8 protein-coding genes are annotated in these 13,378 nt (G+C 52.5%); 7 read left to right on the top strand and 1 reads right to left on the bottom strand.

Annotated elements, in window-relative coordinates; translation table 11 throughout:
- From KOR42_RS07180 to KOR42_RS07155, 6 genes are all read left to right on the top strand, one after another.
- The gene (locus KOR42_RS07180) at positions 1–2,697 is read left to right on the top strand and encodes a TolC family protein (RefSeq protein WP_146508330.1); all 2,697 of its coding nucleotides are present in this window, start codon (positions 1–3) and stop codon (positions 2,695–2,697) included.
- Positions 2,630–4,408: an EF-hand domain-containing protein gene (locus tag KOR42_RS07175; RefSeq protein ID WP_197440944.1), complete on the top strand. Its 1,779-nt coding sequence runs from the start codon at positions 2,630–2,632 to the stop codon at positions 4,406–4,408. The genes KOR42_RS07180 and KOR42_RS07175 overlap by 68 nt, the downstream gene beginning before the upstream one ends.
- A gap of 168 nt (positions 4,409–4,576) precedes the next feature.
- Positions 4,577–5,275 carry an ABC transporter ATP-binding protein gene (locus KOR42_RS07170; RefSeq protein ID WP_146508329.1) on the top strand — a complete coding sequence of 233 codons (699 nt, stop codon included), beginning with the start codon at positions 4,577–4,579 and terminating at the stop codon, positions 5,273–5,275.
- A 95-nt stretch (positions 5,276–5,370) separates the two neighbouring features.
- Complete coding sequence (locus tag KOR42_RS07165; RefSeq protein WP_231740744.1) at positions 5,371–6,708, top strand: ABC transporter permease; 1,338 nt, start codon at positions 5,371–5,373, stop codon at positions 6,706–6,708.
- 307 nt (positions 6,709–7,015) lie between these two features.
- Positions 7,016–7,771, top strand: coding sequence for an ABC transporter ATP-binding protein (locus tag KOR42_RS07160; RefSeq protein WP_146508324.1), 756 nt, complete (start codon positions 7,016–7,018; stop codon positions 7,769–7,771).
- A 14-nt stretch (positions 7,772–7,785) separates the two neighbouring features.
- The gene (locus KOR42_RS07155) at positions 7,786–9,474 is read left to right on the top strand and encodes a hypothetical protein (RefSeq protein ID WP_146508322.1); all 1,689 of its coding nucleotides are present in this window, start codon (positions 7,786–7,788) and stop codon (positions 9,472–9,474) included.
- A gap of 87 nt (positions 9,475–9,561) precedes the next feature.
- On the opposite strand, the gene KOR42_RS07150 is transcribed toward KOR42_RS07155, so the two are convergent.
- A complete protein-coding gene (locus tag KOR42_RS07150; RefSeq protein ID WP_197440943.1) occupies positions 9,562–10,110 on the bottom strand; it encodes a thioredoxin family protein in 549 nt (182 codons plus the stop codon).
- Between the two features lie 193 nt (positions 10,111–10,303).
- On the opposite strand from KOR42_RS07150, the gene KOR42_RS07145 reads away from it, so the two are divergent.
- A complete protein-coding gene (locus KOR42_RS07145; protein ID WP_146508320.1) occupies positions 10,304–13,357 on the top strand; it encodes a PVC-type heme-binding CxxCH protein in 3,054 nt (1,017 codons plus the stop codon).
- The last annotated feature ends 21 nt before the right edge of the window (positions 13,358–13,378 follow it).

Raw genomic sequence — 13,378 nt, 5'->3', positions numbered from 1 at the left:
ATGTCTCAAATGAAGCGTTGGAAGAACTGGTCTCGATACGTCCTCGGGACTGTATTGTTAACGTCAACAGTCGGATGTTCCCGGACATTCTGGCGTCAACAGGCCGACGTTGATTCCTATACGGCAATCACTGAGCACCTGACGAATGAACGCTGGGCGCTTCCGAGAATCGATATCGATCCCGATCCGCGAAGCCGTTTCTATGACCCGTACGATCCGGATTGCGAACCACTGCCTCCGGATGATCCTGCTGCACATGTTTACATGCACTGGGTCGACGGTTGGGAAGGCTACAAGTGCTGGCACAAGTTCGGTGACCTGATGACTGTGGAAAACCCACAGTGGCTGGCTCAGTTCGGTCAGACCGTCGAAATGATCGATCCTGACACGGGAGAGTACATCGCTCCAGTTCCGAAGATCGACGACATGACGCTCACCCAATCCGTGGAACTGGCCCAAATCCAGAACCGCGAGTACCAGACTCAGTTGGAAAACCTGTTCCTGACAGCACTTACGGTCACGTTCGAACGTTACCAACTGGGAATTCGGTATCTCGAGCCGACCGGCGGCGTGAGTCAGTCGCTCGACAATGGTGGCGGCTTCGGACGATTCGGCGTCAACAGCATCGGAATCAGTCAATCGCTCCCTTGGGGAACGCAACTCGCGACAGAGCTCGCAAATACGACGATTTGGTCATTCGGAAACGGAAGCCAGACCTCGTCGATATCGACACTGTCGTTCTCCATTCTGCAGCCACTGTTCAACGGAGCGGGTCGAAAGGTTAACCTGGAAGCCCTGACGCAATCTGAGCGTGACCTGCTTTATCAGGCTCGTGATCTCGCCCGATTCCGGAAGATTCTATTCTCAGACATCGTCAGCCAGTATCTCTCGCTTGCCCAGTCGATTCAGTCGATTCGGAACGAACAGGGAAACATCGTTCGACTGACGAAACAGGTCGAAACCCTGTTGGCGACCAGCGATTCGAAAGACATCCAGATTCGTGTGGAAGTCGGGGATCTCGGGCCAGCAGACGAGTTTGTCATCCCGGAAGAGTTGAAAGGGAAACTCAATTACCGGCTGGGACGATTCTTCTGGCGTGGGACAATGTCTGCAGAAGAAGAACAAATTCTCCGAAACCTTGTGCCGGGTGAGGGGTTTCAACTTAAAATCGACGACCTTGTGAATCGACTTCCCACTCCGTCAAGCCCCCTTGATGTCTTGCAACTGCAGTTCGATTTGACGAATTCAATCAATAATTTGCGGTCTTTGGAACGTTCTTATCAGGACGGCCTGGATTCGTTCAAGATATTTCTTGGCTTACCACCAGACGTCGAAATCACGCTGGATGAGTCTCTGCTGAGCCCATTCGAGGTGATCGACGACCGGTTGACCGAACAGGAAAACGCTGTCGAAGAGTTCGTGGACATCCTCTTCGAAGAGTTGGAACTGAACGCTGTCGAGGGTCAATCCATTCCACTGGAAGACCTGAAGGAAGCAGCGACAGCACTTTCTGACCTCGTTGATGAGTCAATGCAGAACGTCCTCGAGACAGTTCGTCAGGATATGCAAAGTCTTGATGAACGTATTGAAGAGCGACTCGCTGCTGCGGAAACTCCTGAGCTTCGCACTCGGATTCAGGCGGACTACTCAAAATCCAAGGAAGATTTCCGGAGTTCGGAAGGCAACTTCCAGGCAATTCGCCAGTCGATGGACATGCTGCTTGCGGCTCTGAACAGCAATCCGGGAGAAGATTTCCTGGTGACGGTACCCGCCGAGTTGAATAAAATTCGACAGGAACTTTTGACCGTCATTCAAGCTGCGGCAGTTCCACAGGTGAGTGCACGCGTTGAACTGATCAATGTGGCTCCGTTTGATTTGTCTCTTCAGCAAGCGACTCAGCTGGCTGTTGAAAATCGTCTGGACCTCATGAACGCCCGTGCGGAAGTGATGGACGCACGACGTCGCGTGGAAGTTGTGGCCAACGCCCTTCGCGGAGTGCTGGACGTCGGAATTGACGGAAGTATCTCGACGGACCCGGGTGGAAGAGATCCGTTCGACTTCCGAGACGATACGGGAGTCTTGAGTGCCTCGCTGGCCTTCGACACTCCACTCGATCAAATTGATGAACGAAATGCCTATCGACGTGTGCTCGTCGCCTACCAACGAGCCCGTCGGGACTATATGCTAGCAGAAGACCTTGTTAAGGAAGATGTGAGACGTGCCTGGCGTCAGCTAAGAGTTCTTCGCCAGAACCTGGAAACGTCTCGAATCGGTCTTCGAATCGCCGCTCTGCAGTACGATAGTGCGATTGCGGAACTAAACGAACCTCGTGATCCACGAGCGACGGTAAGCCGATCCAGCGGTTTGCAAGGACAAAACCTGACCCGTGCCTTGAATTCGATTCTGTCTGCTCAAAACCAACTCATTCGAAACTGGGTGAATTACGAGCAGAATCGAATTAACATCTACCGAGATATGGGTATCATGGAGATCGGTCCTGATGGAATCTGGAACGACGAAGTCTACCGAAACATCGACAACACCTTTCGTGAGAACCAAAATGGCTTCGAGAACCGGCAAGACAACGCCCTGGATACTACTTGGTCTGATCCTGGCGGGAGTTGGGGGGGTGGCACTGGCAGCCAAGACCCTCAAACCGGAGTTGTTCAGCTTCCTCCCCTGGATGTCGTCGAGTAGTCGAATCCCGAGCAACCTGTTAACGACCAAGGCGGTCAGTGGGCCGTTCCTTGTCAGCCTGAGCGTGCAGGGTAACCTCGACAGTCAGAGCAACGTCACGCTCTCCAGTCAGGTCGAAGGTTCAACGACGATCATCAGCATCGTCCCGGAAGGAACACTGGCGAAAAAAGGGGACGTGCTTTGCGTTCTCGACTCTTCTGTTTTGCGAGAAAAAGCAAAGCAGCAGGAGATCACCGTGACCCAATCGAAAGCTTCCATGGAGCAGGCGCTTGAAGCGTTGAAGATCCAGGAAAAGCAAAACGAGAGTGATATTGCAGCTGCGGAACTCCAGTGGGAACTGGCCAAGCTGGACCTCGAAAGTTACATCGAAGGGCAATATCCGAAAGAGGAAAAAGAACTCGCAGGGGCTGTTCTGCTCGCGGAAGAAGAACTGCTGCGGAACGAAGAGTCTTACGATTTCACTCTTGAACAGGTCAAAAAGGGCTATCGAACGCAGGATGACCTTGAAGCTGCCAAGCTCGCTGTCAAACAGGCTGAACTGAAGCTTCAAGGGGCAGAAGAAGCCTACAAGGTTTTGACCGCGTACACTCGAAAACGGACAGTTGCTGAGCTTCAGGCCAATTCGAAAGAATTCGAGCGTGAACTCGAACGTGTCAAACTGAAGGCCAAGTCGGCGTTGACTCAGTACGAAACCGACGTCGAAGCGACCAAACTGACATATCAGGTTGAGAAAGAGCAATATGAACTTAACCTTGAACAGATCGAAGCCTGTACTCTGACCGCACCGCAAAATGGCGAAGTGGTCTACGCCAACATGTCGTCCAGCCGCCGTTCCAGCGAACCGGTCAACATCGAAGAAGGGGCGACAATTCGCGAACGTCAGGCGATCATCAATCTGCCAGATGTCACTCAAATGCGAGTCGACTGCCGGATTCATGAATCGCTCATTGGAGCGGTTCGAAAAGGGCTCCGAACTCGTATTCGAATCGATGCCTATCCTGATGAATACTTCAACGGCGTGGTCGCAACTGTCTCGTCAGTTCCAATGGCCGGTCAATGGCCCAACACTGATCTTCGTGAATACGCAACGGAGATTCACCTGAATGACGAAGTTGAAAAGATCATGAAACTTCGCCCGGGCCTGACGGCTCAAGTGGAGATTCTGGTCGACAATCGTCCCAAAGTGCTTCAAGTTCCCGTTCAATGCATCTTGTCCATCGCCAGCCAGCAATTTGCCTACGTTGTTAAGCCGAACGGATCAGTCGAACGGCGATCAGTGAAGATTGGTCTCTCGAACCAGTCCCATGTGGAAATCATCGATGGCCTTGAAGAAGACGAAAACGTCGTCATGAATCCTCGTAGCCAATTCGCTGACGAGATTGGAGAACTGGAAGCGGACTTGTCCAAGAAGAAAGATGAAGACACCGCCAACGAAGGCTCTCCGCTCGGCAACAGTGAAGACAAGGCGGGACCGCCGAATCGGGATAAAGCAGGCGGTGAAAAACCTCCACGGAATAACGAAGGTGCTGGTGGTCCTCCCGGAGGTGGTGATCCTTCCGCCATCATCAAGCGACTCGATAAAGATGGGGACGGGCAGATTAGCCAGGAAGAAGCCCCGGATCGTCTGAAATCGAACTTCTCCACGTTGGATAAGGACGGAGACGGCAAAATTTCGAAAGAAGAGTTTGCAGCCGGTCGTCCCGGTAGTTGAAGTCGCATCTGAATAAAGATTCACGGGCTCGCAGAGATCGACACTCCAGTCACAGTTCTGCGAGTCCCTGCGAATCAGAAACCTGCCTTCACCCAGCGGCGTTTGAGTCGCGATTTGACCTCAATCCAGAAGTCCCATGCAGACTTCCCCGAGAAATACCAATCTACGATGGAATTGACAGCCAAACTCGTCGATTTGCATAAACACTACGACCTCGGTTCCGTCGTTGTGAAAGCGCTGAATGGTGTTTCACTGGACATCCCGAAAGGGGATTTCCTTGCCATCATGGGATCTTCCGGAAGTGGAAAGAGCACAATGCTCAATCTTCTGGGGGGGCTCGATCGGCCCACAAAGGGAGAATACTTTCTGAGTGGGAAGAACGTCGCGACACTCACGGACGATGAACTGTCTGCGATTCGAAACAGCTTGATCGGCTTCATCTTTCAGTCCTTCAACCTGATCGCTCAATACACCGTTCTTGAGAACATCGGAGTCCCGCTTCTCTATCGTCCCGGCTACCCAGCGATCACGCCTGAAGACCAGGACCGTTGCAACGAACTCGCTAAAATGGTTGGGCTTGGTGAACGAACCGACCACCGTCCCTACCAACTCTCCGGGGGGCAGCAGCAGCGTGTTGCCATTGCGCGATCGTTGATCAACGACCCGGCCATCATCATGGCTGACGAACCGACCGGAAACCTCGACTCGAAAACGGGTGAGGAAATCCTGGGGATGCTGAAGATGCTCAATGCGGAAGGGCGTACCATTATTATGGTGACGCACGAAGACGAAGTCGCCGAACAAGCCAAGAATCAGATTTTCATGAAAGACGGGCTCATCGCGGGTACCGGAATCTTTAAAGGATAAGCTGCCTCGGTCTCCTCAACTTGAGGAGAGACTTCCTGCCAACCCGACTTTCTCACCCTCAAAGCCTCATGCCAAATCTCCTTCGTACAATTAACATGGCACTCAAAAGCCTGATGCTGCAAAAATTGCGGTCAGGCTTAACGATGCTGGGGATTGTGTTTGGGGTCTTCTCCGTGATCGCCATGCTGGCGATTGGAGAAGGGGCGAGTAAACAGGCTCAGGAGCAGGTTCTTCAGCTCGGAGCGAGCAACATTATCGTCGTCAGTGTTGAACCTCCCGAAGACAGCAGTAGCGGCAGCAGTTCGGGAAGTATCAAACGATATGGGTTAAACCGTGACGACTTTCGGGTTCTGCAAAAAACCGTTCCGCGACTGGAAGGAATCGTTCCAGTCCGAGAAGTCACATTGAACGTTCGAAATCGAGAATTCGAGATGAATCCTCGAATTGTCGGCTGCACGCCGGAATACCAGGACATGAACCACCTGGAAATGGTGATGGGCCGATTCCTCTCTGACGAAGACATGCGAAAGCTGGCCAATGTCGTCGTGATTGCCTCAGATACCGCGACGAGACTGTTCCCGCTCGAAAACCCACTCGGTAGAACGGTTCAAATTTCCAACCGAGCTTATCGGGTCATTGGCGTGACCAAAGAACGCACAGCGTCCGCAGCCATCGGGGGAAGTCTTTCTGGTCAAGACTACAACAAAGACCTCTACATGCCGCTGGACACGTTCCAGTCTCGAATCAACAACAAAGACACAATTATCAAGCGAACCTCTGGGAGCTTCAGCGCGGTTTCGCTGGTTTACAATCAGATCACTCTCAAGATCAATCACCCAAACATTGTCGATGAACCGGATGTCATCATCGCGACCGCCGAAATGGTTCGCGAAACGATGGACAAAAACCACGGCGTAAAAGGTGATGTGGATGTCATCGTTCCACTGGAATTGCTCAAACAGGCAGAGCAGTTGAGAAACATATTCAACGTGGTTCTCGGATCGATTGCCGGGATCAGTCTGCTTGTAGGCGGAATCGGGATCATGAACATCATGCTCGCGACAGTGACCGAACGAACTCGTGAAATCGGAATTCGTCGTGCACTCGGAGCCCGGCGAATCGACATCACTCAGCAGTTTCTCGTCGAGACAATTGTGCTCTCAGGAACTGGCGGGATTATCGGAGTGGCTCTCGGGCTCGCAACGCCAATTGCGTTTCGCTTCATCAAGTTTATTGTCGAAAATTACATCATGGAGTCCTCGACCGCTCAGTCGGACATGAGTCAGATGTTCCTCAACATGACTCCGCAAATCGCCATCTGGTCTCTGCCTGTTGCGTTTGGATTCTCAGTGCTGACCGGCCTCGTCTTCGGTGTCTACCCAGCCCGTTCGGCTGCCCGACTCGATCCGATCGAAGCTCTCCGACACGAGTGATTCCACCGCTCTCTTCGGCAAATACGTCACAACCGGACATTGAGTTCTCGCTCGCCGATGCGCATTTCACGTTTCGCATTCAGGCCACGGAATCGTCAGCTAGGTTTCCAGAACTTGATGATCACTGAAGTTGATTCAGAGACCATCGTCACGGTTGCTTCCAACTCGCCTGAATCCGCTTCTTTCGATGAAAGTTGCGTGGCTCGCACGAGTTGTTGAATGCCATCGATGATGAGTCCGAAGCCAACTTCGAACGATCGATCATCAGGGACTCCCCCGCGTCGCCCCCTCCCATTCGAGACGTATTGTGATCGAGATTCGAGATTTCCGAAAAGTCTATGATGGATTACTCGCCGTTGACCAACTCAGCTTTTCCGTTAAACCGGGAGAAGTGCTGGGCTTGATCGGCCCCAACGGAGCAGGAAAGACGACCACGTTGAGATCCCTGTGTGGTCTCGTCGTCCCGACATCCGGACACTTATCGGTCTGCGGGTATGACATCGAAAAAGCCCCGATCGAAGCGAAGAAGCGGCTTTGCTACATCCCTGACGATCCACCTTTGTTCTCCGACCTGACTGTCGAACAGCATCTCGCCTTCACAGCCAGCGTTTACAACGTCGAGAACGCCACTGAGAAAGCTGCCCAACTTCTTGAGACGTTCGAACTCGCTTCGAAGAAAACGACTCGTGCTTCAGATCTCTCACGCGGGATGCGGCAGAAGCTGGCCATCATCTGTGGGTATCTTCATGAGCCGGAAGTCATACTGCTGGATGAACCGATGACCGGCCTCGATCCGCACGGAATTCGCAAGCTGAAAGAATCGATTCGGATTCGAGCAGAACAAGGAGCGGCAATTGTGATCAGTTCGCACCTGCTCGCCATGGTCGAAGATTTCTGCACACACGTGCTGATTCTGAAGAGCGGACAACAACGATTTTGCGGAACCCTGGATGAACTCAAAGATTCCTTTGTGAGCCATCAAAATTCAATGACGCTGGAACAGATCTTTTTCCACGCAACGGAAACTGACAGCCCCTCTTTAGTTCCCTCCCTGACTGAATAACGAATCATCCAGCTATGCAGCCTTTTCTCAATCCATCGCTTTGGGAGCTGGTTCAGTTTCGGACCACCGGGCGAATTCGTTCGCTGCTCTCGTCGTTCACACACCCTCGGCGTCTGGTCATTTCGATTCTGGGAGCAGTCCTGGCATTCGTCTGGCTGGGAAATGCCATCGCGAGTGTCCTTTTCCGAGAGAGCTATAATCCAAAGTCATTCCAGATCTGGATGACGGCGATGCTCACGATCTACGCCGGGTGGCATCTGCTTCGCGTCAGCTGGCAACGCCCGGATGCAGCGATCGAGTGGACTCCCGCTGAGAAGATGTGGTTGATGACGAGTCCATTTCGTCGCAGTGAGCTTCTGAAGTTCCGACTCTTCACCGTTCTGAGCGCAACCACGATCAAAGCCGCAATTGGTGCGATTCTACTTTTGCCCGACTTGCCTATTCCATGGCTCGGATTTCTCGGTCTCTGGACCGGTCTCGCGATTATTGAGCTGTTCCGAATTGTCTGCGACCTCGTCGCGACCGGCCTCAAACCGGACGCTTATCGATCCATGCGTGCCTTCATCACAGTGAGTGGTGCGGCTCTTCTTTCTGCCTTGACGATGAACGCGTTGGAACTGACTCGAATTTCACAGAGTACGTCCGAGCTTCCAACATTTATTATTCTGATCAAGAGCGGCATGCACGTGATTCAGGATTGGTTCACGACGACACCCGGGCTGATTGTTTCGGCCCCGATGCTTGTGTTCGTACAACTGATCCTGACTCCCACCCTCACAATTGCCACTGCTGCTGAAGTTTTCACCGTACTGTTGATGGTTGCAGCGATGGCTGGCCTTGTGATTCGCCTCGACAAGTGGAATGTGCAACAAATCACACGGCGAGAGAAGGACATTCGTAACTTCAACGAGTTGCAGAGAGCGGAATCGGAATGCAATGACCTGAAAGACTGGAAGCTGCCTGCCACCATTTTTCAGAAGCTGGGAGGTGCCGTCACATGGCGTCAATTCGTTGGTTTACAGCGACACTCCACCGGCATCCTTCTAGCACTCATTCCGCCAGCGATTCTCTCGGCCATTCCATTGTTCATGCCTCAGATCAGCGATCAGATCGCGATCGTCAATTTCCTGGGAGGTTTGACGTTCTACACGTTCTTGCTGCTTCCATCCGCGATGAAATTTGACTTCCGAAGAGACTACGATTATCTCCTGCTCTTGAAGATGTTGCCGCAACCGGCGTGGAGAGTCGTGCTGAGCCAAATCGCCACACCTGTCCTCGTCACTACGGGTTTTCAGCTGGGCATGATTGCAATCGCGGCGCTCGTTCGAGGAATGTCTCCGGGTTTGCTGCTCGCTTCGATCCTTTCATTTCCTGTGATGAATCTGGCGATCTACAGCTGGGAGAATCTCATCTTTCTCATCTTCCCTCAGCGACTGAAACAAGAAGGGATCGAAGTCTTCCTTCTTACGACAGTGATCTTCACCGCCAAGGGATTGGCGTTTGCCTGCGTCTTTGCCCTGATGTTTGCATGGGCGATGGTTTCCGGACGAATTGCCTCACAGCTGGCCGATGTTCACGGAATGCTCGGAAATCAACGGATCATCTTTGGCGTCGGCGTCTGGATTTCAATCGCACTCAGCGGATTTATTCTGACCAGACTTGCAGCTCGCCAGTTCGAAAAATTAGACGCCTCGATGAGCTAATCTCTGGCTCCTTTCAGTCGCTTCTTCGAACCGAAGAACTGCGGTGAACATGGGATTCGGTGATGTCTCACGTTGAACGAAGACAATTCACGTTGAACTCTGTTCGGCAGTGACCTCGACAGACTCGGGAATTTCTTCTGCTTCTGCTTCTGAACGAACTTCTTCGGTAGAGTTCGTTGAGTCATCCTCTTCTGGGGCGCTTAGATTTCGGCGGACAAACCCGTCCAGTTCTGTCGCTGACACAAGTCCACGAAATCCATCGACAGGTTTCCCATTGCGAAACATCAATACCATCGGGATTGCGTCCGCGTGATAGAAGTACGCAAGGTCGTTGTGCTCATCGACGTCGACCTGAACGATGCGGATTTCCCCAGCGTACGTCTTGGCGACTTCATCAATCACTTTGTGAAGTGCACGGCATGGTCCACACCAGTCCGCTTTGAAATCCACGAGAACAGGGACCGAACTCGACAAGACGGTCTCTTTGAACCACTCGTTGTCCGGTTCCGATTTGGGAAGTCGCTGCATGAGTTCCAGATCGGGTTCAAGCTGACCAGCTTCTGGCGAAATGAACACTCCATAAATCAGAAAGCTTACGACGAACAACGTCGCCAGAAAAAGAAAAAAACGTTCCATGAAATCCCGTCTCGTTGAGATGATGACTTAAGTGATGGCCAGCTTGCCGAAAATCGGGACCAACCAACTGAATTGTACTCGTCAGACCAGACGGGCAACATTGCCAGATTGAGAAATTGTCTGTTCGGTGGCATGGTTGAGTCGTGAGTCATATAAACAGATCCTGAGAAGTTCCGCCCCATCAGGATTAGTCATGCCTTGTGATCCCACCTCCCGCACTCCTTCCGTCTCTCCCGCCATCTATGCAATCCTCCTTCTTGCATCGATTGGAATTCAATCATGTCTGGCAGATCCTCCAGAAGTGAAGAATACACAGGAAGAGACAATTCCGTTGCTGACACCTCAGCAGGCACTCGATGCGTGGAATTGGCCTGAAGGTTTTCAGGCAACGCTGTTCGCCGCTGAACCACAAATTCGACAGCCAATTTCGATGACGTTCGATTCCCGAGGACGGCTGTGGCTTGCGGAAAACGACACCTATTCCGATCAATCTCAAGGTTACGATTTACAGCAACACGACCGAGTCATCATCCTTGAGGACACGGATCAAGATGGAACTGCCGACAAGAAGCATGTCTTCTGGGACAAAGGCCAGCACTTGACCAGTGTGGAGTTGGGATTCGGAGGTGTCTGGGTCCTTTGTGCACCGGACCTGCTGTTCATTCCCGATCGAGATCAGAATGACATTCCCGATGGTGAACCCGAAGTGATGCTGACGGGATTCGATAACGCGTCAATCCGTCACAACATCGCCAATGGTCTTCACTGGGGTCCTGACGGATGGCTTTACGGGCGACACGGAATCACCACCACTTCATTCGTGGGAACCCCCGAAACACCGGAAGAACTTCGCCAGCCACTCAATTGTTCGATCTGGAGATTCCACCCGATCACGAGACAATTCGAAGTGGTTTGCCACGGGACGACAAACTCGTGGGGACACGATTGGGATGAACACGGCGAATTGTTCTTCATCAACACAGTCATCGGGCATCTGTGGCATGGAGTTCCAGGTGCTCACTTCGAGCGGATGTTCGGCCAGGACTTCAACCCTCATCTTTACCAACTCATGCCGCAAACGGCCGATCACTTTCACTGGGACACAGCAGAAGCATGGTCGGACATTCGAAAGACCGGCGTCACCAACACAACAGACGAAGCTGGTGGCGGACACGCACATTGTGGAATGATGATTTATCAAGGCACGAACTGGCCGGAAGATTATCGCGGTGACGTGTTCACTTTGAATTTGCACGGGCTGCGAATCAATCGTGATCAGCTTGAACGTGAAGGAGCCGGATTTGTGGGACGTCACGCTCCCGATCTGGCGAAAACGAAGGACCAGTGGTTTCGCGGCGTCGAGTTGGGACAGGGCCCGGACGGAGCCGTTTACATTCTGGACTGGTCAGACATTGGAGAATGTCACGACAACGATGGAATTCACCGGACATCCGGTCGTATCTACAAGGTTTCTTACGGAAGCCCGGAGCTTTCGCAACCGCTCGTTTCAAACAACAGCGACTTGGACCAACTCCAGAATGCCCTGCTCTCTGACGACAGCTGGCACCATCGAATGGCTCGTCGAATGCTTCAGGAGCGTTCTCTGACAAATCCGCTTGATGAACAATTCGTCAGCGAATTAAAGCAGCTTCTCGCAAGCGACCAAAAAGCTTCCACTCGCCTGAAATCGCTCTGGGGACTGCTCGCGATCGATGCTGTCGATTCTGATTTGATTCTGTCGTTAGCCAACGATCCGCAAGAGAACATCCGATGCTGGTCGATTCGACTGCTGCGAGATCAACTCATGAACGATCCGTCTCACTGGACTGAAGAGACGCAAAACACTGTCTTGCAACTGGCACGAAAGGACTCATCCGGTCTGGTCTTAACCTACATTGCTTCGCTGTTGCAAAGAGTCCCCGAGGAGAAACGACTCGCCATCGGGGAAGAGCTTGTGCAACGCAAAGAGTTTCCCGACGACCCGCGACTTCCGTTGATGATCTGGTACGGAATCGAACCCGCCGTGGCCGCCGATGCAGAAGGCTCACTCAAGCTCATTCCGGTTTCTGAATTCCCGGAACTGATCACATTCATCGCACGTCGCATCACGAATGAATCGAGAAAGCATCCCGCAGCCATGGAAGAGTTAATCGCCCTCGCTGCACAAACAGACGACGATGTCACCGAACAAATTCTCAACGGTGTGAACGCAGCCCTTGAGGGTCGACGTCGGATGGATCCGCCCTCGAACTGGTCCGAGGTTGCCAGGAAACTGAGTCATCGTCAGTCCGCATCCATTCTCGAATCAACTCGACAACTGTCAGTTATTTTCGGAGATGGACAAGCACTCGAAGACGTCAGAAAAATCGCCGCCGACTCTCGGGCGGACGTATCGATCCGGCGAAATGCCATTCAATCTCTCATCGCAGCACGAGATGAACAATCCATTCCGCTTCTCAAGCAACTCGTGACAGATCGAGACCTCGGCGTCGATGCAATTCGCGGACTGGCAGTCATCGGCGACGAAGAAACACCTCACCTCATTATCAGTCGGTTTCGTTCACTGCGTGGACACGTCCAACCTGCAGCTATCGAAACTCTTTCCTCACGCGGAGACTATGCAGTCGCCATGCTCGAGGCAGTCAACGAGGGAGCGATTCCGCCAACAGCAGTGACTCCTTTTTACCTCCGACAGATGCGCGCGTTCGAAGATGAACAGATTCAAACTCTGCTGAGAAAACTGTATCCGGAGTGGCGACACACTTCGCAGGAAAAAGAGGAGAGAGCGAATCAACTTCGATCGCTTCTCACTCCGGATCGGCTCAAAACCGCTGACCTGCAAGCGGGGCGATCGATTTTTGCAAAGACCTGTTCAAGTTGCCATAAGCTCTACGGAGATGGAGGAACGCTGGGACCTGAACTGACCGGATCACAGCGGTCCAACCTCAACTACCTGATTGGGAACATCGTCGATCCCAGTGCGGAAGTCGCCGAGAAGTTTCGGATGTCAATCATCGCATTGGCGGATGGTCGAGTCGTCAGTGGAGTCGTCATCGAAGAGTCAGACGAGACGATTAAAGTTCAAACTCCCAACGAACAAATGACGCTCCTTCTCGACGACATCGATGCGCGGCGAAACTCGACACTTTCGATGATGCCCGAACGACAACTCGACAAAATGACCGAAGAAGAAATCATCAACCTGTTCGGCTATCTGATGTCAACGAGTCAGGTCGCTCTCCCGTAACAAAGTTGCGGCCGATTGTCA

Source organism: Thalassoglobus neptunius (assembly GCF_007859735.1).
In the GTDB taxonomy this organism is placed as follows: domain Bacteria; phylum Planctomycetota; class Planctomycetia; order Planctomycetales; family Planctomycetaceae; genus Thalassoglobus; species Thalassoglobus neptunius.
Note: the sequence above shows the minus strand (reverse complement) of the source record. Positions and strands in the feature narration are given on the sequence as shown.